This is a genomic window from Bradyrhizobium sp. CCGB12, from assembly GCF_024199845.1.
In the GTDB taxonomy this organism is placed as follows: Bacteria; Pseudomonadota; Alphaproteobacteria; order Rhizobiales; family Xanthobacteraceae; genus Bradyrhizobium.
This window is the reverse complement of record NZ_JANADO010000001.1, coordinates 6,536,470-6,561,118: the sequence shown is the minus strand read 5'-3', so window position 1 is coordinate 6,561,118 and position 24,649 is coordinate 6,536,470. Positions and strand designations below refer to the sequence as shown.

At 65.2% G+C, this 24,649-nt stretch carries 20 protein-coding genes and 1 pseudogene; 9 read left to right on the top strand and 12 right to left on the bottom strand.

Annotated features, from left to right (window positions below; all coding sequences use genetic code 11):
- Positions 1-30 precede the first annotated feature (30 nt).
- Positions 31-1,656 (bottom strand): MFS transporter, encoded by a 1,626-nt coding sequence (locus NLM27_RS30020; protein ID WP_254146713.1) that lies wholly within the window; start codon positions 1,654-1,656, stop codon positions 31-33.
- A gap of 343 nt (positions 1,657-1,999) precedes the next feature.
- On the opposite strand from NLM27_RS30020, the gene NLM27_RS30015 reads away from it, so the two are divergent.
- Positions 2,000-2,671 carry a response regulator transcription factor gene (locus NLM27_RS30015; RefSeq protein WP_254146712.1) on the top strand — a complete coding sequence of 224 codons (672 nt, stop codon included), beginning with the start codon at positions 2,000-2,002 and terminating at the stop codon, positions 2,669-2,671.
- An 8-nt stretch (positions 2,672-2,679) separates the two neighbouring features.
- Here NLM27_RS30015 and NLM27_RS30010 read toward each other — a convergent pair whose 3' ends face one another.
- A complete protein-coding gene (locus tag NLM27_RS30010; protein WP_254146711.1) occupies positions 2,680-5,520 on the bottom strand; it encodes a winged helix-turn-helix domain-containing protein in 2,841 nt (946 codons plus the stop codon).
- Between the two features lie 199 nt (positions 5,521-5,719).
- Here NLM27_RS30010 and NLM27_RS30005 point away from each other — a divergent pair, with 199 nt between their 5' ends.
- The 4 genes from NLM27_RS30005 (at position 5,720) to NLM27_RS29990 (ending at position 8,681) form a co-directional block, all read left to right on the top strand.
- A complete protein-coding gene (locus NLM27_RS30005; protein WP_254146710.1) occupies positions 5,720-6,139 on the top strand; it encodes an organic hydroperoxide resistance protein in 420 nt (139 codons plus the stop codon).
- Between the two features lie 35 nt (positions 6,140-6,174).
- Positions 6,175-7,203, top strand: a complete 1,029-nt coding sequence (locus NLM27_RS30000) for an alpha/beta fold hydrolase (RefSeq protein WP_254146709.1) — start codon at positions 6,175-6,177, stop codon at positions 7,201-7,203.
- A gap of 72 nt (positions 7,204-7,275) precedes the next feature.
- Positions 7,276-7,839, top strand: a complete 564-nt coding sequence (locus tag NLM27_RS29995; RefSeq protein WP_254146708.1) for a cytochrome P460 family protein — start codon at positions 7,276-7,278, stop codon at positions 7,837-7,839.
- A 17-nt stretch (positions 7,840-7,856) separates the two neighbouring features.
- Complete coding sequence (locus NLM27_RS29990) at positions 7,857-8,681, top strand: SDR family NAD(P)-dependent oxidoreductase (RefSeq protein WP_254146707.1); 825 nt, start codon at positions 7,857-7,859, stop codon at positions 8,679-8,681.
- A 10-nt stretch (positions 8,682-8,691) separates the two neighbouring features.
- Here the strand turns inward: NLM27_RS29990 and NLM27_RS29985 are convergent, their stop codons facing one another.
- From NLM27_RS29985 to NLM27_RS29955, 7 genes are all read right to left on the bottom strand, one after another.
- Positions 8,692-12,201 carry a PAS domain-containing hybrid sensor histidine kinase/response regulator gene (locus tag NLM27_RS29985; RefSeq protein ID WP_254146706.1) on the bottom strand — a complete coding sequence of 1,170 codons (3,510 nt, stop codon included), beginning with the start codon at positions 12,199-12,201 and terminating at the stop codon, positions 8,692-8,694.
- A gap of 305 nt (positions 12,202-12,506) precedes the next feature.
- Complete coding sequence (gene hemA / locus NLM27_RS29980) at positions 12,507-13,736, bottom strand: 5-aminolevulinate synthase (protein WP_254146705.1); 1,230 nt, start codon at positions 13,734-13,736, stop codon at positions 12,507-12,509.
- 302 nt (positions 13,737-14,038) lie between these two features.
- Positions 14,039-15,100 (bottom strand): MBL fold metallo-hydrolase, encoded by a 1,062-nt coding sequence (locus NLM27_RS29975; protein WP_254146704.1) that lies wholly within the window; start codon positions 15,098-15,100, stop codon positions 14,039-14,041.
- 139 nt (positions 15,101-15,239) lie between these two features.
- Positions 15,240-16,145, bottom strand: a complete 906-nt coding sequence (locus NLM27_RS29970; protein WP_254146703.1) for a GNAT family N-acetyltransferase — start codon at positions 16,143-16,145, stop codon at positions 15,240-15,242.
- A gap of 96 nt (positions 16,146-16,241) precedes the next feature.
- The gene (locus tag NLM27_RS29965) at positions 16,242-18,383 is read right to left on the bottom strand and encodes a methyl-accepting chemotaxis protein (RefSeq protein WP_254146702.1); all 2,142 of its coding nucleotides are present in this window, start codon (positions 18,381-18,383) and stop codon (positions 16,242-16,244) included.
- Between the two features lie 165 nt (positions 18,384-18,548).
- Positions 18,549-19,274, bottom strand: coding sequence for an outer membrane protein (locus NLM27_RS29960; RefSeq protein ID WP_254148964.1), 726 nt, complete (start codon positions 19,272-19,274; stop codon positions 18,549-18,551).
- A 225-nt stretch (positions 19,275-19,499) separates the two neighbouring features.
- Positions 19,500-19,820 carry a hypothetical protein gene (locus tag NLM27_RS29955; RefSeq protein WP_254146701.1) on the bottom strand — a complete coding sequence of 107 codons (321 nt, stop codon included), beginning with the start codon at positions 19,818-19,820 and terminating at the stop codon, positions 19,500-19,502.
- A 193-nt stretch (positions 19,821-20,013) separates the two neighbouring features.
- Here NLM27_RS29955 and NLM27_RS29950 point away from each other — a divergent pair, with 193 nt between their 5' ends.
- On the top strand, positions 20,014-20,298 hold the full coding sequence (locus tag NLM27_RS29950; RefSeq protein ID WP_254146700.1) for a hypothetical protein: 285 nt from the start codon (positions 20,014-20,016) through the stop codon (positions 20,296-20,298).
- Positions 20,299-20,309: 11 nt separating this feature from the next.
- Here the strand turns inward: NLM27_RS29950 and NLM27_RS29945 are convergent, their stop codons facing one another.
- From NLM27_RS29945 to NLM27_RS29935, 3 genes and pseudogenes are all read right to left on the bottom strand, one after another.
- Positions 20,310-21,245, bottom strand: coding sequence for an AEC family transporter (locus NLM27_RS29945; RefSeq protein ID WP_254146699.1), 936 nt, complete (start codon positions 21,243-21,245; stop codon positions 20,310-20,312).
- A 165-nt stretch (positions 21,246-21,410) separates the two neighbouring features.
- Positions 21,411-21,620, bottom strand: coding sequence for a hypothetical protein (locus NLM27_RS29940; RefSeq protein ID WP_254146698.1), 210 nt, complete (start codon positions 21,618-21,620; stop codon positions 21,411-21,413).
- Positions 21,621-22,131: 511 nt separating this feature from the next.
- A pseudogene (locus NLM27_RS29935) lies at positions 22,132-22,341 on the bottom strand (microcin ABC transporter ATP-binding protein); the annotation flags it as partial.
- 148 nt (positions 22,342-22,489) lie between these two features.
- Between NLM27_RS29935 and NLM27_RS29930 the strand changes: the two are divergent.
- The 3 genes from NLM27_RS29930 (at position 22,490) to NLM27_RS29920 (ending at position 24,623) form a co-directional block, all read left to right on the top strand.
- Positions 22,490-23,119 (top strand): TetR/AcrR family transcriptional regulator, encoded by a 630-nt coding sequence (locus NLM27_RS29930; protein WP_254146697.1) that lies wholly within the window; start codon positions 22,490-22,492, stop codon positions 23,117-23,119.
- 242 nt (positions 23,120-23,361) lie between these two features.
- A complete protein-coding gene (locus NLM27_RS29925; protein ID WP_254146696.1) occupies positions 23,362-24,024 on the top strand; it encodes a DUF3313 domain-containing protein in 663 nt (220 codons plus the stop codon).
- A gap of 32 nt (positions 24,025-24,056) precedes the next feature.
- Positions 24,057-24,623 (top strand): DUF2147 domain-containing protein, encoded by a 567-nt coding sequence (locus NLM27_RS29920; protein ID WP_254146695.1) that lies wholly within the window; start codon positions 24,057-24,059, stop codon positions 24,621-24,623.
- Positions 24,624-24,649: the final 26 nt, after the last annotated feature.

Below are 24,649 nucleotides of genomic sequence, written 5' to 3'. Positions count from 1 at the left end.
GTTCGTATCGGTTGAGATCGGTGCTGCCGATCAGATCGCCTTGATGTCGACGTCCTTGGTCTCCGGCAGGAACAGGAAGCCGATCACGACGGTGATCGCCGCGAAGATGACCGGATACCAGAGGCCTGCGTAGATATCGCCGGTCGAAGCCACGATGGCGAAGGCCGTCGCCGGCAGCAGGCCGCCGAACCAGCCGTTACCGATGTGGTAGGGCAGCGACATCGAGGTGTAACGGATGCGGGTCGGGAACAATTCGACCAGCATCGCGGCGATCGGGCCGTAGACCATGGTGACGAAGAGCACCAGGACGAACAGCAGTCCGATCACCGCGGCGACCTGCGGGCGGAAGATGTCGAACGGATGCGACATCTTCACGATACCGGCGTCGCCGGCCTTCGGATAGCCAGCTGCCTGCACGGCGGCGAGGATCGCCGGGTTGCTATCCTTGGCGTTCGTGTAGGGAACTTCCTTGCCGTTGACCATCACCTTCACGCCGGAGCCGGCCGCACCTGGGATCGTCGAGTACTTGACCGACGACTGCGACAGGAAGGCGCGTGCGGTGTCGCAAGGCGAGGTGAAGACGCGGGTACCGACCGGGTTGAACAGATCGCCGCAGCCCGCGGGATCGGCCACCACCTCGACCTTGGTCTGCTCGATGGCCTTTTCCAGCGCCGGGTTGGCGTTGGTGGTGATCATCTTGAAGATCGGGAAGAAGGTGAGTGCCGCGATCAGGCAGCCGCCGAGGATGATCGGCTTGCGGCCGATCTTGTCGGACAGCATGCCGAACACGATGAAGAAGCCGGTGCCGAGCAGCAGCGACCAGGCGATCAGGAGGTTGGCGGTATAGCCGTCGACCTTCAGGATCGATTGCAGGAAGAACAGCGCGTAGAACTGGCCGGTGTACCAGACCACGCCCTGGCCCATCACGCCGCCGAGCAGGGCGAGCAGCACGAGCTTGCCGTTCTGCCAGTTGCCGAAGGCTTCCGTCAGCGGCGCCTTCGAGCCCTTCCCCTCTTCCTTCATCTTCTGGAAGATCGGCGACTCATTGAGGCGGAGACGGATCCAGACCGAGATGCCGAGCAGCAGCACCGAGACCAGGAACGGGATGCGCCAGCCCCAGGCCGCGAAATCGGCTTCGCCGGTCGCGGTGCGGGTGAACAGGATCACCAGCAGCGACAGGAACAGGCCGAGCGTCGCCGTGGTCTGGATGAAGGAGGTGTAGAAGCCGCGCCTGCCGTTCGGCGCATGCTCCGCGACGTAGGTCGCCGCACCGCCATATTCGCCGCCGAGCGCCAGGCCCTGGGCGAGGCGCAGTGCGATCAGGATGATCGGAGCCGCGATGCCGATGGTCGCCGCGCTGGGCAGCAGGCCGACGATGAAGGTCGACAGGCCCATGATCAGGATGGTGACGAGGAAGGTGTATTTGCGGCCGACGATGTCGCCGACGCGGCCGAACACGATCGCGCCGAACGGACGCACCAGGAAGCCCGCAGCGAACGCCAGCAGCGCGAAGATGTCGCGGGTGGCGGGCGGATAGGCCGAGAAGAACTGCGCGCCGATGATGCCGGCCAGCGAGCCGTAGAGATAGAAGTCGTACCACTCGAAGACGGTACCGAGCGAGGAGGCGAGAATGACGAACCGTTCGTCCTTCGTCATTCCTCCCGCGCTCGTCTGAGACACAGCCACTGTCGACATGTTGAGTCGCTCCCCGAAATGCGTTTCCTCGCGCCCCAGATGTCCGGACGTGCCGGATCAACCCAGGTCCTGGCTGCAAGGTAACATCGGCGTGAAACCCGCCCCAATACGACTTTCGGCCTTGCGCACTGACGCGCGGCTGACAATGCGGTATCAGGAGCCAGCACAGGGGCTCGACGGCTTCCCGATTAACCCCTTTGCAGCAAAGGGATAATGTGCACTTGCATGCCACGGCCGCTCAGGGAAGAATTGGCCCGCCGCGGCATCAGTCCGCCGGCTCGGCGCGAACAACAGCAAGAGAACGATGAACGCTCCCTCCACCCATCTCGTCATTGCCGATGACCACCCCCTGTTCCGCGACGCGCTGCGGCAGGCGGTGGCGGGCGTCCTGATCTCGGCCAGGATCGACGAGGCCGGATCGTTCGAGGATCTGACCAAGCTGCTGGAACAGACCTCCGACGTCGATCTGGTCCTGCTCGACCTTTCGATGCCCGGGATCTCCGGCTTTTCGGGCCTGATCTATCTGCGGGCGCAATATCCGGCGATTCCGGTCGTGATCGTCTCGGCTTCCGACGACAGCGCCACGATCCGCCGCTCGCTCGATTTCGGCGCCTCCGGCTTCATCCCGAAGCGTTTCGGCGTCGAGACGCTGCGCGACGCCATCCTCAAGGTGATGGAAGGCGACGTCTGGGTTCCCGCCGACACCGATCTGTCGGCCGCCGCCGACCCCGACACGACTCGCCTGCGCGACCGCTTGGTGACGCTGACGCCGCAACAGGTCCGGGTCCTGATGATGCTGTCGGAGGGGCTCCTCAACAAGCAGATCGCCTACGAGCTCGGCGTCTCCGAGGCCACCATCAAGGCGCACGTCTCGGCCATCCTGCAAAAGCTCGGCGTCGAGAGCCGCACCCAGGCCGTGATTGCCGCCGCAAAGATCGCCGGCGGCCAGTGGAAGCAGGGCACGCCGACGGGCTGAGAGAGGCGCTACAGCGTCGTCAGAAGCGCGCTGGCCGCCCCGATATCCGCTGTTTCGGAGCCTTCGGCAAAACCCTCGAGGGACGATTGGAGCAATCGTTTCGCCTCTTCGCGCCGCCCGCGTTCGGCAAATAGTCCGGCGAGATCGATCGCGGCCCGCAGCTCCCAGGCTCTGGCGCCTTGGCGACGGCTCAATTCCAGGGACTGCACGAAATGAACTTCCGCCTGCTCGGCCCCGGGCTGCGGCAGCGACAGGAGGACCCGGCCCTTCATCCGCAGCAGCTCCGGCATGTAGAGATGATCGCCGCCTTGTTCGACGAGGTGGATCGCATCGTCGATCAGGCGTGCGCTCTGCTCGGTCTGTCCGAGTGCCAATAAGCCTTGGACCATCGCGATGTTGAAGGTCGTGGTGAGCAGCTCGTAGCCGGCGTCGTGGAGCTCGCGCAGACAGGACTTGATCGTCTCGACGCCATCAGCGGCATCTCCACGCCGGATTGCCAGCTCGCCTTTGACGCCGCGGCCGACCGCGAGGTACGGGCCCATCGAGCGCGATTGGGCATGTGCGATGAAACGGTCGATGTTTTCTTCCGCGCCGTCGAGGTCTCCGTTCCAGAGATCGATCGAGACAGCCCAGATCAGCGCGATGCAGAGCGTGATCGGATGATCCATCTGTGCGGCTTCGGTGACCGTCTGCCGCACCAGTTGCTGCGCATGCGCGGGCCGGCCCTGCAACCAGAGCTCGCGTGCGAGCGAAATGCCGGCCCGGTTGCGATGATCGAAGCCGTAGACCGTGCTGATCCGTTCCGTGCCGGGCCCCTGCCAGGCGGCCTCCAGCATCGTCATCGCGTCGCGATGCTCGCCGGCCAGATGCAGCGAGACGCCCAGAAGCGAATGGGCGAGGGCGATCGAGGCGGCATCGCCGAGCGCCTCGGCGACGGTCAGGCTCTGCCGGGCATAACCGAGGGCGGCGTCGAACTCTCCCATCCGCTCGTGGAAGATATGCATGCGGCCGAGCAGCTGAAGCTGGTTGATCTCGTCGCCGCGCGCCTCGGCGATCGCAAGGCTCCGGCTCAAGGCGGCGCGCGCCGCTTCGCTGCCGCCTCGCGTGAACATCAAGGTGAGGCCGAGGGCAGCCTGGATGTGCATTTCCTCGGCGCTGCCGCGCGAGGATGGATCGATCGCAAGCAGCGCCCGTTCCGACCAGCGCCGGCATTCGATCAGGAGCGACATCGCGAGGAAGATCGGTGCCGCCGCAGCGGCGAGCGCGATACCGATACTGATATTACCGTCGCTGCCGAAGCACCAATCGAGCGCGGCGCGCACGTTGTGAAGTGCGGAGAATTGGATCGCCCGTTCGTCGGCGCTCGGCACCGTGGCCCATGTCGAGCCGGCCTGCGCCAGCCATTGCCGGTAGTAGGTGGCGTGGCGGGCGGCGAGGGACGCTTCGTTCGGCTCGATCTCGAGCAAATAGGCGCGCGTGGTGTCGAGCAGTCGGTAGCGCATCATGGCGCCGATCGGACGCGGCGCGACCATGGACTTGGCGACGAGGCTGTCGATGGCGTCGAACAGGTGGGAGCGATCGACGCGCTCGTCCGGGACGACCTCGAGCGCGGCATCGATGGTGAAGTGACCCGCGAACACCGCAAGCCGGCGCAGCACCAGGCGCTCGGTATCGGACAGCAGCCCGTAGCTCCAGTCCAGCGTCGCCTGCAGCGTCTTCTGTCGTGGCGGCGCGGTGCGCTGTCCCTGCCAGAGCAGGTTGAGGCGCTCGTCGAGCAGGGTGGCCGTCTGCTCCAGGCCGTAGGCTTCGACCCGGCCGGCGGCGAGCTCGATCGCCAGGGCCATGCCGTCGAGCTTGCGGCAGATTCTTGCGATGATCGCGGCATTGGCATCGTCGAGCGCGAACTGCGCGCCGCTGGCCGTGGCCCGTTCGAGGAAGAGTTGAAGTGCGGGATAAGTCTGCGCCGCAGCAGCGGTTAGTCCGGACTCGTCCGGGGGAATGGCGAGCGGCGCTAATCGATAGACCTGCTCGCCCTCGACGCGCAGGGCTTCGCGGCTCGTGGCCAGGATGTGGACATGCGGCGCGGCTTGGAAGATCTCCGCGGCCAGCGGCGCCACGGCGGCGATGACGTGTTCGCAATTGTCGAGGATCAGCAGCATCCTCTTGTCCCTGACATGCGCGAGCAGCGCGGGCAGGGGATCGTCGGTCTGCGCCGGCAAGCCCAGCATCAGCAGGATCGAGGTGATCACGAGATCGGGATCGCTGAGCGCGGCAAGATCGACGAAGTGCGCGGCATCGGCGAAAATCTCGAGCAGGTCGTGAGCGATCGCGACCGCAACGGCGGTCTTGCCGACGCCGCCTGGGCCGGCGATCGTGACGAAGCGCGATGTGACGAGCTTGTCCGAGACGGCGGCGATGACATCGTCGCGCCCGACCATCCGTTGCAGTCGGTTCGGCAGCTTCACGGGCGACAGGTCCATCCGCGGTGCGGCGCGCCGCTGTGACGAAATGTCCGACTGGGAGATCGGCGCCACGAAGCAATAGCCGCGGCCGGACAGCGTGGTGATGTAGCGTGCGCCGTCCCTGCCGTCGCCGAGCGCCTTGCGAAGGGCTGCGATGTGAAAGCGCAAGCTGGCTTCTTCAACGGTCAGGCCCGGCCATACCAGCGCCATCAGATCCCACTTGCTGACGACGGCGTTCGGCCGAGACATCAGCGCGATCAGAATGTCGAAGGCTTTTGCGCCCAGCGTCAGTGCGACACCGTCGCGCGTCACCAGCCTTTCATGCGGCGTCACGGTGAATGGTCCGAACGTTAGGGTTCCTGCCGCAAACCCGGCCGGTTCAGTCATCACGAAATCCTGATCCTCTCGAAATGATCCGATAGCCAGACGCGTGCGATCCGGCAAGGCGCCTGCCTGCATCGGCCTCAGACCGTGGATGCAGGCCTTGTGAGGCGCGCGAGGTGAGGCCTCACAACTTCTCACAACTCCAAACGGGTGTCCTGCGGCAGCCGCTGCTAGTCAGTTGCGCAACGGCAAGGAGACCTTCATGACACAAGCGGCAAAGCTGCTCTACACAGCGAAGACACACACCAGCGGCGGTCGACATGACGGCATGTCGCGCAGTTCTGACGGTCGCCTCGACGTCAAATTGTCGCCGCCGGGCGCTGCAGGCATCGGCACCAATCCCGAGCAATTGTTCGCTGCCGGCTGGTCGGCGTGCTTCGAAGGCGCCATGGAGATCGCGGCGCGCAAGCGGAAGGTCGACCTTCCCAGGAAAAGCGCGATCGATGCGGAGATCGATCTCCTGCTCGACGACGGCGCTTACTCGCTGAGGGCGCGCCTCAATGTCAGCCTGCCGGGTCTCGACCCTGAGATCGCGCGCGGCATCGTCGATGAAGCGCATCAGACCTGCCCCTACTCCAAGGCCGTCCGCGGCAATATCGACGTCACGGTCGCGCTGATCTGACGCACCATCACCAAGCATCGAAAGGCAGCACCATCATGAAGCAGATCATCGACCAGCACCGCCGCCAGTTTTTCGGCGTCGCCGCGGGAACCCTCGCTCTTGGCCTCGGCGTGATCGACCTCGCCAACGCCGAGACGAATGCGCCGCGATCCTCCGCAACGAATGCGTCCTTCGGCGCGATCAAGCAGATCGATGCCGGCGTTCTCGATGTCGGCTATGCAGAGGCAGGCCCCTCGAACGGTCCCGTGGCGATCCTGCTGCACGGCTGGCCCTACGACATTCACGCCTTCGTCGATGTCGCGCCGATCCTGGCAAAGGCCGGCTATCGCGTGATTATCCCTTACCTGCGCGGCTATGGCACGACGCATTTCCTCTCCAGTGAGACGCCGCGAAACGGCGAGCCTGCGGCGATGGCCGCCGACATCATCGCGCTGATGGACAGGCTCGATATCAAGAAGGCTGTTGTCGCCGGCTTCGACTGGGGCGCGCGCACGGCCGACATCATCGCCGCGCTATGGCCGGATCGCTGCCGGGCACTTGTCTCGGTCAGCGGCTATCTGATCTCCAGCCAGGCCGCGGGCAACGCACCGCTGCCGCCGCAGGCCGAGCTGCAATGGTGGTATCAATTCTATTTCGCGACCGAGCGCGGCCGCGCCGGATACGAGAAGTACACGCACGATTTCGCCAGGCTGATCTGGAAGCTCGCCTCGCCGCAATGGAAGTTCGACGACGCCACCTTCAATCGAAGCGCAGCGGCGCTCGACAACAAGGACCATGTCGCGATCACGATCCACAATTACCGTTGGCGACTCGGGCTCGCCCAGGGCGAGGCGAAGTACGAGCATCTCGAAAAGAAGCTCGCGGCAGCTCCCGTCATCGAGGTGCCGACGATCACGATGGAAGGCGACGCCAACGGCGCGCCGCATCCGGACCCGAGCGCCTATGCCAAGAAATTCTCCGGCCGGTACGATTTCCGGCTCATCACCGGCGGCATCGGCCACAATCTGCCGCAGGAAGCACCAGAGGCCTTTGCCAAGGCTGTCATCGACGCCGACCGCGCCTGAGCCTCCGTCAGCACCTCGGTCCAGCCAGGCTGGACCGAGCATTGCCCGTTGATCCCAGCTTGATGAAACGTCATGACGCCAACCGAACCTCAGAAGAAAAGATCTCCCTACGCCACGATGATCGTGCTGACCGTCGTCCTCCTCGTCGTGCTCCTGACCTGCGTGCCGTATCTCGTCACGATCGCCTCCGCGGAGGGGCCGGCGGAACAGAGCGGGGCGGACGCCTCGCCGATCTTCGGCGTCACGATTCCGCCGGGCTACAAGCAGTGGGAGCTGATCGCGCCGGCCGAAGAGGCGGCGCCGCTCGATGAGCTTCGCGCCGTGGTCGGCAACCAGACTGCGATCGATGCCTATCAGGACGGAAAGCTTCCGTTTCCGGACGGCACTATTCTGGTCAAGCGCGCCTGGAAGCGGAAACAATCCCCCGAATTTGCGTCCGCGACGATTCCCGGCGCCGCCACCACGGTCCAGGTGATGGTGAAAGATGCCAAAAAATATGCCGCCACCGGCGGCTGGGGATTTGGTCGTTTCATCAACGGCAAGCCGGTGGACGAGGCCCAGCATCGCACCTGCTTCGCGTGCCATGAAGCGCGGGCCAAGGGCCGCGATTACGTCTTCACGCGGCTGGCCCCCTGAACGGCCGAGAGACGATCATGTCCAGGACCTGGTTCATCAGCGGCAGCTCTCGCGGGCTCGGCCGGGCCATCGTGGAAGCCGCACTCACGGCGGGAGATCGCGTGCTGGCTTCGGCCCGCGACCCCAAGCCGCTCGAATCGTTGCTCGCGCGCTTCGGCGAGAGGCTTCGGCTTGCAACGCTCGACGTGACCGACGAGGCGGCAGCGCAAGCAGCCGTCGGCTTCGCCGTGGCGACGTTTGGCGGGGTCGATGTGGTCGTGAACAACGCCGGCTACGGCGATCTCGGATCTGTCGAGGACACGCGCCTGGACTCGTTCCGTCGGCAGATCGAAGTCAACCTGATCGGCACCATCATCGTCACCAAGGCGGCGATCCCCGTGATGCGTCGGCAGCGCCGTGGGCACATCGTCCAAGTCTCATCCGTCGGCGGGCGCATTGGTGCTCCGGCCCGCGCCGCCTATTCGGCCGCGAAATGGGGCATCGAGGGCTTTTCGGAATCCCTGGCGCGCGAGATGGCGTTGATCGGCGTGAACGTGACGCTCGTCGAGCCCGGCGGCTTCCGCACCGGCTTTGCCCAGGCCGCGCATGCGACCTGCGAGGGACGGCCGGAGTACGACGCGGTCGTTGGCGCTGCCGTCAGGATGCAGCGCGATTACGATGGCCGCCAGCCCGGCGACCCCGCCAAGGCTGCAGCCGTCGTGTTGAAGCTGGTCGGCATGGCTCATCCACCTCTGCGCATCGCCCTCGGCAGCGACGCCGTGAACGCCATCGCCGCGACGGACAGGCTTCGTCTCGAGGAATTGGAAACGTGGCGCGCGCTCAGCGTATCGACCGATTATTGACCCGCGCGTCTCACTCCGCCGCCACCATCTGCTGCGTGCGCCACTGGCCGAGCAGGGCGCGGAGCGAAGCCGGCTTCACCGGCTTGTTGAGCACCGCGACCTTCTCATCCCGCGCAGCCATTTGCACGGCGGGGCTGCGGTCGGCGGTGATCAGGATCGCGGGAATGCCGTCGCCGAAGCGGCGGCGGATGTCGCGGATGGCTGCGATGCCGTTGCCGCGGTCGAGGTGATAGTCGACGAGCAGGCCGGTGACGCCTCGTCCGGCGGTCTCGATCGCGGCGATCGCGCCTTCGGGATCGGCAACCGCGATCACCTCGGCGCCCCAGGCCTTCAACAGCGTGCGCATGCCGTCGAGGATCGCCGCATCGTTTTCGATGCACACGATCAGCGCGCCCGAGATCGGCGTGCGCGCCAGCGGCGTCGCGCTGGTCACGGCGGCGGTGTGGGTGATCGCCTTCGCCGTTGGCACCGTCACGGAGAACATCGAGCCGCCGCTCACATTGCCGTCGATGGCGATGCCGTGCTTGAGCACGCGCGCCAGCCGCTCGACGATCGAGAGCCCCAGGCCGAGGCCGCGTGCGATGCGCGCGCCCTGTTCCAGACGGTGGAACTCCTTGAAGATCTCGCCGCGCTTGACCGGCGGGATACCGACGCCGGTGTCGTAGACGCAGATCTTCAGCGACGGGCCTTGGCGGCGGCAGCCGACCAGAACGCGGCCGCGCGGGGTGTACTTGATCGCATTGGAGATCAGGTTCTGGAGCAGTCGCCGCAGCAGCAGGCGGTCCGATTCGACCGGGAGCGAGCAGGGCACGAAGGCAAGCTCCAGGCCCTTGGCGCGCGCAATCGGCGCGAACTCGATCTCCAGCGAGCGCATCAGATCGGCCATCTTGAAGCTCGAGGTCGAGGTCGTCATCGCGCCGGCGTCGAGCCTGGAGATGTCGAGCAGCGCGCCGAGGATCTCCTCGATTGCCTGGAGCGACTCGTCGATGTTCTCGACCAGCCGGGTCTCCTCACCATTGTGCTGGCGCTCGACAAGGCTGGTGACGTAGAGGCGCGCCGCGTTCAACGGCTGGAGAATGTCGTGGCTGGCGGCGGCGAGGAAGCGCGTCTTGGAGATGCTGGCATCCTCCGCGGTGCTCTTGGCCAGCGCCAGCTCCGAATTCAGCCGCGTCAGTTCTTCGGTGCGGTCGCGGACGCGCTTTTCGAGCGTCGCATTGGCGCGCTCCAGTGCTTCCGCCGCCTCGAACGTGGGCGTGACGTCGGTGAAGGTGATGACGAAGCCGCCACCGGGCATGTGATTGGTGAGCACCTCGATCACCATGTGGCGATCCGGCAGGCGTTCGAGATAGGGCTCGCTGTCGGTGGTGTAGGCGGCCAGCCGTCGCTCCAGCATGGCCTCGCGCTCGACCGGGTCGTCCGGATCGCCCACGCCGATGAACTCCAGGATTTCGCGAAGCGGCGTGCCGAACTGGATGAAATGCGGGGGAACGTTGAGGAGATCGCCGAACTGCCGGTTGGAGCAGATCAGTTGCAGGTCGGCATCGAAGACCGCGATGCCCTGACGCACGTGGTTGAGCGCGGTCTGAAGGATCTCGCGGTTGAAGTGCAGCGCTGCATGGGAATCGTCGAGCAGTTTCAGCGCGGCCTTCGCCGAGACCGTCCGCTTGCGCAGCAGCAGCGACATCACGAGCCGCGAAGACGCCGCGCCGATCGAGGAGGCGATCAGGTGCTCGGCGTGCTGCAACAGCTCGAAATCGGCGGGCGCCCCGGATTCGAGCCGCACATTGCGCCGCGCCGAGAAGGCCTCGAACGAATGGCGAGCGCGGTCGGGCCCGAGATATTGCGCCACCGTGGTCTGGATGTCCTGCACGGTGACGGTGGTGCGCCAGCGGCGGAAGCTCGGGGAGATCGGCGCGAGCGTGTTGGGGACAAACAGATCGGCCTGTACCAGCTCGATCGAAGACGGCCGGCGTGCCAGCGAGAGGAGCACATAGGTGAGGATGTTGAGCGACAGCGACCAGATGACACCATGCATCAGCGGCGGCAGGTCGGCGCCGAACAGTGCCTGTGGCCGCAGCGCCTCGATTCCGAACGGTCCATGCTGGAGCAGCAGGATTCCCGTGGTCGAGCCGTCCATGAAGCTCGGGATGAACAGCGTGTAGAGCCACACCATGAAGCCGACCAACATCCCGCCGATTGCGCCGCGCGCCGTCGCCCGCCGCCACAGCAGCCCGCCGAAGAAGCTTGGTGCAAGCTGGGCGATGGCGGCAAACGACAACAGGCCGATCGCTGCGAGCTGGGTGTTGCCGAGTGCGCGGTAGTAGAAATATGCCATCACCATGATGGAGAAGATCGCAAGCCGCCGCGAGCGCAGCAGGAAATCGCTGAAATCGGCGCCGCCGGTGCGTCCCTCCGGCCGTCGTTGCAGCACCAGGGGCACCACGAGGTCGTTCGAGACCATGATGGAGAGCGCGACGCATTCGACGATCACCATCGCGGTCGCCGCCGACAGGCCGCCGACGAAGACGGCGACGCTGAGCAGATCCGCGCCGCCCTCGATCGGCAGGGCCAGCACGTACATGTCGGGGTCGGCCGCGCCGAACGGGAAGCTGATGAGACCGGCGAGCGCGATCGGGATCACGAACAGGTTGATGGCGACGAGATAGAGCGGGAACAGCCAGCGCGCGCGGCCGACCTCGGCGTCGGAGGAATTTTCCACGACGCTGACGTGGAATTGGCGCGGCAGCAGCATGATCGCGCACAGCGACAGCAGCGTCATGGTCAGGAAGTTGCCGATCGACGGCGAGTAGTTGATGGTGCGCACGGCCTCCGGCGTCTTCATGGCCCGCTCGATCAATTCGTGCGGCGAGAACATCCAGAAGGTGACGAAGATGCCGGCAGCGAGGAAGGCGACCAGCTTGATGATGGACTCGGTCGCAACCGCGAGCATCAGGCCGTGCTGATGCTCTGTGGCGTCGGTCTGGCGGGTGCCGAACAGCACGGCGAAGGCCGCCATCGCCAGCGTCACCATCAGCGCCATGTCGCCGAGGATCGGGATATGGGAGAACGCCTGGTCTTCGCTCAGGATCGTTCCGAGCGAGGAGGCCACCGCCTTGAGCTGGAGCGCGATGTAGGGCACCGAGCCGATGATGGCGATCAGCGCCACGGTGGCTGCCACGGCCTGGCTCTTGCCGTAGCGCGCGCCGATGAAGTCGGCGATCGAGGTGATGTTGTGGGCTTTGGCCAGCTGGATCACGCGCCGGAGCACGCCGGCGCCGAGCCCGATCATCAGGATCGGGCCGACATAGATCGCCAGGAAGTCGGTCGAGGTGCGGGTGGCGAAGCCCACCGAGCCGAAGAAGGTCCAGGAGGTGCAGTAGATCGCCAGCGACAGCGGGTAGATCAGCCCGGAGGCGCGGCGTGGCCCGGCCTGCGAGCGGCGGTCGCCGTGGCTCGCCACCAGGAACAGAAAGCCGATGTAGCCGAAGGCGGCGGCGATCACGCCCCAGTCGTGCAGCATGGCGCGCGTGTGTCTCCCTGGGCGCGCTGGCCGCGCCCGATCTCATTTTCCCAGCAAATCTAGCGCGTTGAGCGGTCGCAAGCGACAGCGAAATGCTGCGTTGGGGGCGGGAACTGGGGTTGTCGTTAAGGGGCGGGGCGAGTTGCCCGCTCTCCCTCGCCCCGCTTGCGGGGAGAGGGTGGGGTGAGGGGGGCTCTCCGCGGGGACGGTGGCAGTTAGACTCGCGGAGAGTCCCCCTCACCCGGATCGCATCTGGCGATGCGATCCTGCCTCTCCCCGCAAGCGGGGAGAGGCGAAAGAGAAGCCTACTCCGCTGCCAGCGATTTCTGACGCAGCGGCAGGCCGAGGCGATCCCACACTTGCACCAGGGCCTCGGCGAGCGCATCGATCAGGCCGTCGTCGTGATAGGGCGACGGCGTGATACGCAGGCGTTCGGTGCCCTTGGCGACGGTCGGATAGTTGATCGGCTGAATATAGATGCCGTGCTGTTCGAGCAGGAGATCGGAGGCCTGCTTGCACTTTTCGGGGTCGCCGACGAACAGCGGCACGATGTGGGTGTCGCTCGACATCACCGGGAGGCCTGCGGCATTGAGGATCGCCTTGACGCGGGCGGCGCGGTCCTGGTGGCGTTCACGCTCCCAATTCGAGGTCTTCAGATGCTTGATCGCGGCGGTCGCGGCCGAGCAGATCGCCGGCGGGAGCGCGGTGGTGAAGATGAAGCCCGGCGCGTAGGAGCGCACGGCGTCGATGATCTGCCCATTGGCGGCGATGTAGCCGCCGAGGCAGCCGAACGCCTTGGCCAGCGTGCCTTCGAGGATGTCGATGCGATGCATGACGCCGTCACGCTCGGCAACGCCGCCGCCGCGCGGGCCGTACATGCCGACCGCATGAACCTCGTCGACATAGGTCATCGCGCCATATTTCTCGGCGAGATCGCAGATTTTGGCCAGCGGGGCGACGTCGCCGTCCATGGAATAAAGGCTCTCGCAGGCGATCAGCTTGGGCCGGTTCGAACCAGCTGCTTTCAACAGCTCTTCAAGATGGGCCAGGTCGTTGTGGCGGAATACGACCCGCTCGCAGCCGGACTGCCGGATGCCCTCGATCATCGAATTGTGGTTGAGCTCGTCCGACAGGATCAGGCAGTTCGGAATGAGCTTGGCGATGGTGGCGATGCCCGTCTGGTTCGAGACATAACCCGACGTAAACAGCAGCGCGGCTTCCTTGCCGTGGAGATCGGCGAGTTCGGCCTCGAGCTGGACCAGAGGATGATGCGTGCCGGCGATGTTGCGGGTGCCGCCGGCGCCGGTGCCGACCCGGGTGGCGGTCTCGACCATGGCGCCGACCACCTTCGGGTGCTGGCCCATGCCGAGATAATCGTTCGAGCACCAGATCACGACGTCCCGCTTGCCCTTGGGCGAGTGCCAGACCGCATGGGGAAACCGGCCGGCGGTGCGCTCGAGGTCGGCGAACACGCGGTAGCGCCGCTCGGTGTGAAGGCGGTCGAGGGCGGAATCGAAGAACTGGTTGTAATCCATCGGCAAAACCTGCAGCGGAACCTGGCCCAAGGCGGCCGGTCAATTTTTAGAGCCTTTCCAGCTCCGATGTCCATGCGCCCTCGCACATTTGAGGCAAGGCGAGCGTGCCAATTGATAACGCCGGCCCGGCGGCGATTGTTGATTTGTATCAAGCGCCTAGCACGGGCCTGCCGGCCACGACCGGAATTGCCGGGGAGGCGGGAGCTGCCGTGGACATTTTGTCCATGGTGCGGCTCCCTCCATGATTGCGGCGCTGGTCGCGCCGAGACCATAGCCTCGCGGCGCTGCACGCGATTGGGCGCTTACGTCGTCCTGAACCGGAGCACGCCGTCCTGCGTCTCCGCCGTCAACCGGCCCTCGACGATCATGTAGTTGACGTGGGCGACGAGCTCGCCGGCGGCAAAGCCCATCTGGTGCTCGTCCAGCACATGCTTGTTGAAGACAACAGGCACCAGGGCGCGCGAGGTCTGCGGCACCTCGCGGCAGGCTTCCGCGATCAGGCGGCAGCGCTCCTCGTGGTGGTCGGCGAGCTGCTTGATGCGGGTCTTGAGCCCGTAGAACGGCACGCCGTGGCCGGGCAGCACCAGCAAATCATAGGGCAGGGTGGTGGTGAGGCTGGCGAGCGAGGCGAGATATTCGCCGAGTGAGTTCTGGTCGGGCTCGACCGCCCACACGCTGACATTGGGCGAGATCTTGCTCAGCACCTGGTCGGCGGAGAGGAACAGCTTGTCGTCGGCGCAATACAGCATCACCTGGTCGAGCGCGTGTCCGCCGCCGGTGATCACCTTGAAGCGTCGCGTGCCGATCACGACCTCGTCGCCATGCGAGATGCGGCGGTAGGACGGCGGCAGCACCGAGACGCGCTTGAGATAATCCTGGCCGCGGCCGAGCAGCTTTTCGGTCAACGACTCGTCCATGCCATGGCGGCGGAAGAACAGCCGCTGCGCCTCGCGCCGCTCTTCGGTCCCGCGGTTCTGGTGATAGACCGATTGCAGATATTCGACCTGCGACATCACCAGCGGGCAGTTGAACCGCTCGACGATCCACCCGGCGAGACCGACATGATCGGGATGCGAGTGGGTGACGATCAGGCGCGTGATGTTGACGCCCTTCAGCGGCCCCTCGAACAGTTTGGTCCAGGCCTCGATGGTCTCCTCGTTGCCGAAGCCGGCATCGATCATCGCATAGCCGTCGCCATCGGCGAGCAGGTAGATGTTGACGTGGTTGAGGCGGAACGGCAGCTTCAGCCGCGCCCACAGCACGCCGGGCCTGATCTCCACGACCTCGTCGGGGCCGGGATGCTGTTCCCAGGGATAGCGCAGAGCCTCGGCCGAGGAGTGCGCGGTGTCGGTTTTCGAGTTCATGCTACCGGCTTAGCCCCACTGACTGCGGTGCGCCAGCCGAAAAAGGATGTGGGGCCCGGCCGCATAGCGGTCATTCGGGCAGTTTTCCGTGGCCCGGATATCGCCTTGCTCCTCGCCGGCCGCGCTTCGGACGGACCGCTCACATGAAGCCAGGATTGCGAGGCAGATAGCGGCTCCAGTCGCCGAATTCACCGGCAGAGACGAGCACCATCGGGAACGTGATGCGCATGCCGTGCCCGGCGGCCGCATCCAACGCAGCCGCATTGGTACCAGGCAGAAAAGCTGAGACATCAGCCGCGCCGCTCTCTTCGGCAAGCTTGAGCGCTGTTGCAAAACCAGCGCCCATGTTGCCGGGCCGCGCGACCGCTAAGGGGCCGACGTGTCCACCTGAATGGACATAGGCATAACCGACGCAGTCATCGCCATCATAAAACAGGACGCCGCGGTTATTGGCATCGCTGAGCAGAAACTGGTGATGCTTCGCCCGGGAAAAGCCCAGGGCACTCATATCGATCTCCGCCAATCGTTCGCGGTCAAGCTCCGTATTCCTGATATCCATGCAGCGCAAATGATCCGCCTCGCCGCGACGATTGTTCAGCGAGTCCCGAGCGGCCTTGAAAAAATAGATCGGCAGGCGGGGGTAAAGCCCGTGGCGGATATAGAGTCCTTGCGAGACCGTGTTGAAGGTAAAGGTGATGAGGGCCCGGTTGACGGCACCCACCTTGCCGGCCTGCTCGAAGGTGCGTCGCAGGAGCGCGTCGCCGATCCCACGTCCCTGCTGGTCGGGAGAGACGAACAGTTCGGCGAGAAACCAGAAATCGTCGCAGACCCAGCTGAACGCAAAGCCGACGAGATCACCATCGGCCTCGGCCACCCAAAGGCCGTCCGGATCATCCTTCAGCGAGAACAGCTGGAAATCGGCGGGGCGCAAGCTTGCCATCGGGCCGAAGCCGTGCCGCACGGTGAGGTCGTTGATGCTGCGCACGACGAGTGCTTCGGCGGCCTGCAATTCATCTGCACGCGCAGGTCGAAAGGTAATTTGCATGACGCATCTTCCCGCTGCAAGGCAGGAAAGCATATCATCGCGACCGGCTTGAACAAGCTCAAGCCGGTCGCGCGCTAGCGCGTCGCCGAAAGCTGCTTACGCCGCCCGCATGTTGTTGAGAAACGCGTCGATCTCCACACGCAGCATGTCGGCCTCGCGGCGCAGTGCATCGGAGGCGCCGAGCACCTCGGAGGCGGCGGCGCCGGCCTCGGCGGACGCTGTGGAGACGCCGACGATGTTGCTGGAGACCTCGCTGGTGCCGCCGGCGGCATGCTGGATGTTGCGGGCGATCTCGCGGGTGGCGGCGCCCTGTTGCTCGACCGCAGCCGCAATCGTCGTGGTGACGTCGTTGATCTCGCCGATGATCCGGCCAATGCCCTGGATGGCGCCGACCGCCGAGGTCGTGATGTCCTGCATGCTGGCGATCTGGGTGCGGATCTCCTCGGTCGCCTTGGCGGTCTGGCTCGCGAGGCTCTTCACCTCGGAGGCGACCACTGCGAAACCGCGGCCGGCTTCGCCTGCGCGTGCCGCCTCGATGGTGGCGTTGAGCGCGAGCAGGTTGGTCTGCGAGGCGATGGTCTGGATCAGGTCGACGACGACGCTGATGCGGCTCGCGCTGTCGGCGAGGCCCTGCACCGTCGTATCGGTGGCGCCGGCCTCGTCGACCGCCTTCCTGGCGATCTCCGCCGAGGTCACCACCTGGCGGCTGATCTCGGCGATCGAGGACGACAATTGCTCGGTGCCGGCCGACACGGTCTGCACGTTGACCGAGGTTTCCTCCGCGGCGGAGGCGACCGCGTTCACCAGCGCGTTGGACTCGTCCGCGGTGCTCGACATGCTCTGTGCCGTCGATTGCATCGAATTGGCCGATTGCGCGAGATTGTCGAGCGCGCTGCGCACCGTGCCCTCGAACTCGGCGATCTTCGCCTCCATGCGCGCGGCACGCTCGGCTTTGGCGATGCGATCCTTGTCCTGCTCGCCGGCGAGCGCCCGGGCTTCGATCATGCTGTCGCGGAACACGGTCAGCGTGTCGGTCATCGCACCGATCTCGTCATTGTGCTTCGCGCGTGCGATCTCGGTCTCGAGGTCGCCGGCCGACAGCAATTGCATCGCGCGCTGGAGCCCGCCGATGCGGCGCAGGATGTTGCGGCCGACATAGAGCCAGACGAACAGCGCCGAGCCGACCAGCATCAGCGCGCCCAGCGCCAGCATCGCGGTCGTCGCGAGCGAAATCTCGTGCCGCGCCTGGAAGGTCGATGCGTTGGTTTCCTTCTGCACGCCGTCGACGAGCTGCTGCACGCTGATGCCGAGGCCGACATTGAGCTTGCGGGTCTCGTCCAGGATGGTCTGGCCGTAGTCAATGGCGTCGAGCTCCTTCTGGCGAATTTTGAACACGCCGGTCTTGCCCTCGCCGAACGCGAACAGCTTTTGCACGGTGTCGCGCACCGCCTGCATCGAGGCCATGCTCGGCAGGTCCTCGAGGTTCGACTTGACGCGATCGCGCGTCGCCTTGAACTCCTTCTCGATCGCCTCCCGCGTGTCGCTGTTGTTGGCCGAGAGGGCCGCCATCATGTCGGCCGCCATCAGATTGCCGTTGGTGGAGATCGTCGCGACCTGGGAGACGGTGCGGGCGGCTTCGGTGGCATCGTCGGCGGAAACTTCCGCGGCGCCGAGAATCGCGTTCAGACGCGTCTGCGCATCCAGCATCGCCGGGCCGGCCGCGCCGACGAAGGCGAGCTGGACCTTGCGCAGCGCTTCATACTGCTTGTCGTGCAGCGCCCCGGTCTCGAGCCGCTCGCGCGCGGCCGAAACCAGGCTCTGGGTCGCCTCGTCGATGCTCTTGACGGTGTCGCGCAAGGCGGCCGCGACCTGCTTGTCGGCGCCGAGCTCGATGATCTCGCCGAGCTTGGCCATGGCGAGCTGCTGGATCTCTTTCACCTTCTTGGTGCGCTCGTTCAGCGCCTCTTCGGAAGGTGATGCGAGGAGGCCGGGGCCCTGCGCCGCGAGCGTTGCGCTTTGCGAAGCGAGCTGAAGGCTTGCAGAGAGGCGTGGAATGTCGCGGCCGCTCAGATCCATCATGGTGCTGCCGAGATGGTTGAATACGAAGCCGGCGCCAGCCGCGATCACGAGGCCCATGCCGGCGATCACCGCGAAGGCCGTGAACAGGCTGCCGCGCACGCCCCATTTCGGCAAATTGAGACGCGGCTTGAACCGGCCGAGACTGAAACGCATCGCCATCGAAATTCCCCCACCCTCTTGCTTCTGCTTGTGGGCCGGGAGTATCGGGCGCGCCGGTTAAAAAATCGCAATTCGTGCAATCGCTTGTGTGTGGCTCCGCAGGGCGAAAAAACAGGGGCCGGCAACAATGCCGGCCCCTCACCTTGATAATCTTTTGCTAACAGATCAGTAGCGCGCGACGGCCGGGCTTGCCCAGTTGAAGCGGTAATTGAGGCCCGCCTTGACGGTGTGGTCGTCGGTGGTGAAGTTGCCGGTGCCGACCAGCGGGCCAGCGACGAAGTGCGCGTCGCCGAAATTGTAGTACTGGTACTCGGCCTTGGCCGACCAGTTCGGGGCGAACATGTATTCGAGGCCGGCGCCGACGGTGTAGCCGTTGCGGTGATCGCCATCGATGATGAAGCCGGTCGGCACGCCGCCGATCGTGACCTTCTCGTTGTTGTCCGAATAGGCGTAGCCGCCCTTCACGTAGAGGAGGCCCGGACCCCAGGTGTAGCCGACGCGGCCGGTGATCGAGCCGAGGCCACGCTGGTCGTTGGTGTAGGCCACGCCGCCCGGGAATACCGCGCCGACGCTGCCGGAAAGCCAGGAATATTGGCCTTCGACGCCGACCACGAAGTTCGGGTTGAGCTGCCAGTCCGCGCCGACCTGCACACCGCCAAGGAAGCGGCCGTTGCCGTTGTTGCCGGTGGAGAGGCCGTTGAAATTGTTGTCGCTGGAGAAAGCGCCGCCGAGATGGGCGCCGAGATAGAAGCCCGTCCAGTTGTAGATCGGCGCGGCGTAGGCCGGCGCGGGCGCCTTGTAATAGTTGCGGTTACCGAGATCGGCGCCGACGGCCGGCGCAGCGGCGCCCACCACGAGCAGCGCAACGGTCGCAAACAGAATCTTCTTCATCATCTTTAACTCCAACACGTAATTTCCCCGGCAGGCGCGCTTTCCGCGCTGTCGTTGGTTTTGCAGATAGCTCGCTTTTGACGAAAATGCTGTCACATGCATGGCACAACGGCGGCCAAGGTAACTTATTGGGCTGTAAATGATTTTCGTGCTTAATGGCGGCTTAAGAAGTGGTGAAGGAAGGCTTAACTTCGCGCATCAAAGGTAACTTCCGCGCGCCTCTTGTTAACCAAGACGCCGGCGCGCCTCATCGCGCATCTGCTCGCGAAAGGCGGCACGCCTTGCCGGCCGGTCTTCCTCGCGCACGTCGTGACGATCGAAGATGTCGAACTTCTCGAGGATCGGATAGCGCTCGCTCGCCATCGCGAGCACGCGCAGCACCTTGGTTGCCGATGGCGTCGGGCCGCTGACCTCCCAGCGCCGGATGGTGTCGGCGCCGCCCTTCTCCGGCAATCCGCACAGCCTGGCCATGTCGGCCGCGGTGAGCTTGCGCTCGAGCGCCTCGGAGAGATCGTTGCGGAGTTGCTTCAGTTCGGCGCCGGTCATGTTAATTGCGTCCAGGGAAGTCGCTGAAGGCCATGCACTAGCGCTGATTCGGGTCCATCCGAAGGCGGCGGGTGCGCGCCCCGCGCTCCGGCACTTTCGTCCGCGCACGGAGTTATGAAGGAGAACCCCTGGAAATTTGCCGATGAATGAACACTTGGCATACCGGGGTGTGCATCTGGCGAAAGGATCAGCCATGAAAACCCTTAAACTCGCCGTTGCCGCGCTCATCACGACCGGACTGCTGGCTGCGCCTTTCGCGGCTGAAGCGAAGAAGGCCCGGTCGAGCCGGCATCACAGCACCGGCGTGATGGCGCCGACCTATAGTGGTGCCGGAGCGCCGGCGGCACAGCCCAGGGCGTCCTATGGTTCGTCCGGACAGACGGTCGGCACGGTCACGGCGCCGTCGGTCGGATCGTATAATTGGCCCTCGGTCGGCGTGACCAATTCGACCCCGACCTGGAGCAACACCACCAGATAGACCGATGCGGATCAGTGTGCGCCGCTCGCCATATCGGAGAGTAAGTAGAGCGCGACCAGCAATGTCCCGACCGACAGCATCGTCGTGATCGAGACCGTGGCCGCGACCAGCTTCTCCTCGACCTTGTGCTCGTGGGCGAGGACATAAACGGTCTTCGCCGTCGGTACGGCCGCGCAGACGACCGCCGCGACGGTGTAGAGAGGGTTGAGGCCCAAGACCACACTGAGCCCGTAGACGATCAGGGGCATGACCACCAGTTTCACCGCCGCGAGCCCGAACGACGCCGTCATGTTTGAGCGCAGGCCCGAGACGGACAGGCCGAGGCCGATGGCAAACAGCGCACAGGGCGTGAGCGCGGCCGCGATCATGTTCAGATAGGCTGCGACCGGCACCGGAATCGGCAGGCCCATGATCGCCCACACGAGACCGATGAGGGTCGACAGCACCATCGGATTGAGCAGGATCTGCTTCGCCAGGCCAGTGGATTGCGCAGGCCCGCGCGCCTCCCGTTCCAACAGGATGACCGTGATCGGAAACATCACTCCGGCCACGAACACCGTCGCTACAGCTGCGGGCAGGACGGCGGGCTGGCCGTAGATCGCGTGGAGGATCGGCAGCGCGACGAAGCCGGTGTTGGTCATCGCCGCCGCCATCCCATGGATGGTGCTGCTGGCGAGATCGCGTTTGCCACCCGTGCGGACCGCCAGGAACACCAGCGCGAAGCAGATCAGTGAACCGCCGCCGAATGCGAGCAGGAAGCGCCATTCCAGCAGATTGCGCGCCGGCTCCTGCGCGATGGTGACGACCAGCAGCGCCGGCATGGCGACGTTGTAGGCGAAATGCACCAGCGCGTCGGCAAGCGAGCGGGAGAGATAGCCTGATACACCGGCGAGCCAGCCGGTGACGATGATCGCGAATACGGGAAGAACGAGGCTGGCGACCTCCATCCGGCTTCCCCCTCTGCCAAACGGCGACAAGGGCAGGTTACTCCGGCGATGAATTGTCGTCACCGTGTGATTTGCTTCAACCGATGCTCGCCCGGCAGGTCCTTGTCAATCGCACAGCCGTCCTGGGCGGGCGGTCAAATCGCCAGGGAGGAGTGATCGTCCTCGCTAGATGCCCCTGCCGGCTTGCTTCCCGATCACGCAGCGCCATGCAGCCAGGCGCTCCGCCGGATGCTGATTCATCCAGTCGGCGAGCTGCGGTGCGCCCATCAGGCAGGATTGCACCGAGATCTCGGCAAAGTCGGAGGTCGTCACGATCTGCTCGTGACAATTGGTCGGAGAGGCGAGGCTACAGAGCACGGCGATGATCTTGATCATGCAAGGTTACCCCCGTCGCCGCCGACGAACGCGCGGCCGACCGCTGCCTTGTCTTGTCTCTCGCTCGCCGGGTCAGCCGGCGGGAAAATGCTGTCGTAGATTGCGCGTGCCTCCTGGATGAGGCGCGCACGCTCGCGCTCGGATCTCGAGACAAATCGAATAACTTCGCCCATGTTGGCTCCGAATGTCAGTTGGCAAACCTGTCATGAGATGACATCGATCATTCCATTCGCATGTATGACGCCGTTTCGGCTTTGAAACGACGCAGCCGTTCACGTCGGCACAAAAGCGCGTGAGGCGCTCCGGCGGTCGGACGTCCCGGTTGTTCTCTCGCGTGAATTGTGAAGCCGTGCACCGCCTCATGGTGCGCGAGGACCGGTGCCAGCTTACCCCTTGCTGCCGTCAGCAAGGACAGTCTCGCCAAGCAAATGCCGCTCCATCGAATATGTTTCTCGTTATGCCGCGTGCAAGTTTTGGAACGATCTCGAATTCGGGTGGCGCACGCCTTCGCTCATGTCGCCGACGCACGCTCCTTCCGCCCGGGCACCGCCGCGAGCAGCTCGCGCGCATAGGCATGCTCGGGCGCGGCGAAGAGCTGCGCGGTCGGCTTCAACTCGACGATGGCACCGCACAGCATCACCGCGATGCGATCGCAGATCTGGGCTGCGACACGCAGATCGTGGGTGATGAACAGCATCGACAGCCCGAGGCTCGCGCGCAAAGCGACGGCCAGCTTGTCCCTGTCCCCATCCGATATCGAGGCTCACATAGTCTTATTCGACGCCGCAAGATGAAAGCCTCGCACAAAAAATGTACATCGCGTCCTGTTTTCACTTGATTCCTTGTCTTGCCACGGAGACAAGTCGGCCATGGACAATGCCACACGCTCCGAACGATCCCGCAACGCCGCGCTCGAAGCGGCCATCGCGATCATCGCGCGCGACGGGCCTGGCCGGTTGACGCTGGACGCGATCGCGCGCGAGAGTGGGCTCAGCAAGGGCGGCGTGATGCATCAGTTCCGCACCAAGGAAGCGGTGCTGAAGGCGTTGCTCGACCGGCAGATGGCGCATTTCGAGGAGTTCTCGAACCGCTATCAGGCGAAGGTGAGCGCCACATCCGCAAATCCCGAGCTTGCGACCCAGCTCGCGACGGTGCGCGAAGCGGCCACTGCGCCGAATTCGGCGGCGTTGGCGCTGGTCGCGGCCATGGTCGAGAATCCGCAGCTGATGTCGCTGCCGCGCGACCGCGAGATGAAGCGGGTTGCGGCGATCAAGGCCGAGGCTGCCGATCCGGATCTGGCGTTGTTGCGCTGGGCGGCGGCGAGGGGGCTGCTGCTGAGCGGCCTGTTCGGCATGTCTCCGCTCAGCAAGGCGGAGCATGATCGGCTGTTCGCGCGTCTGCTCGACGATAAGCAGTGGACTGGCCTCGAACAGCCGGCTGAGCCGCGCTCTGCAAAATCCGGCGCGGCGAAGGCTGCGACCCCGCGCAATCATCGTTAACGAACTCCAACCGGACGCTGCCCAAAACCGCGCCGGCGGCCGAATGTGTCAGGTCCTCATTTTCGTACTTTACAAACCAACTAGTCGGTTTTATAAATGGAAGCACTGAGGCGGCCCAAGGCATCTGACATGGCCCCGGACGGTGCCTTGGGCTGGCGATGGTGAAGGCCGCAGCCGCGTCTGGTCCCTGAACGCGGCTGCGGTTGCCACTGCCTCACCTAACGCCGCAAGAGGAGTCTGGAATGGATCGCTCGATCGCACTGCGCGGTCTGGGAACACTGATGCTGTGCACGGCCATGGCCGGCTGCGCCTCGGTGGCACCCGCGCCCTATTCGGAGATGGCGTCCTCGGCTTACATGGCCCCCGACCAGTCGGACGCTTCCGGCCGCGTACCCTACCGCTATTCCACACAGGTCGACTGGCGTGCCTATAACAGAGTGATCCTCGAACCCGTCGTGGTCTATCGCGGCCGGGATCACCAGTTCGGCGACATGTCCAACAAGGACAAGGCGACGCTCGCCGCCTACATGCAGACCTGCTTCGCCGAGCGGCTGCGCGGCCGTTTCACGCTCGTGCGTGAGCGCGGGCCGAACACGCTGCGGATCAGGCTGACGCTCACCGGCGCTGTCACCAACACCCCGGTGCTCGGCACGCTCTCGCGCTTCGACCTCGCCGGCGCGGTCTACAACGGCGTGCAGGCCGCGCGCGACGGCGAGGGGACCATGACCGGTTCGGTCATCTACGGCGTCGAGATATTCGATGCATCGACCTCGCGCCTGCTCTCGGCCTACGTCACCAAGCAATATCCTGGCGCCTACGACATCAAGGCCAGCGTCGGCGCGCTCACGGCCGCCACTGCCGGTCTCGACAAGGGCGCGGACGCGCTGATCGCGCAACTGAACTGACGCCGCGACCCAACCAACGAAAGGTGCTGCTGATGAATTTTCTCCTTCGCTTCGTGGTGCGCGTCGCGATCACGATCGTGATGATGGCGCTTGGCGGCCGCGCCGGCGCCGCGCCGCCCGATCCCAGCGGCACATGGCTGGTCGAAGACGGCCGTGCCCGTATCCGACTCGAGCGTTGCGGAGCCGCGCGCGATCGCATCTGCGGTTTCATCGTCTGGATGAAGGAGCCGGCCGACAAGCGCGGCCAGCCCTATCGCGACAAGGAAAATCCCGACCCCGACAAGCGCGCCCGCGCGCTGCTCGGCCACCAGCTCATCATGGGCTTGCAGGCGATGCCAGATGGACGGTTTGCCGGCGACATCTATAATGCCGAGGACGGCAAGTTCTACTCGGTCTCGCTGTGGCGCGAACCCGCCGACCGTCTCAAGCTCAAGGGCTGCCTGATCAAGTTCTTGTGCCAGACCCAGACCTGGCAGCAGACCCTCGACGTCCTGCCCGGCCAGCTCGTCGGCCTGACCGGCGACCTCAACGGCCCGCGCGCCGACAAGGAATGGGCGCAGGTGCCGGCCCCGAAGCCGATGCAGGCGAAGGCGAAGTAGGGGCCCGACGCCGTGGTCGCCTTCCC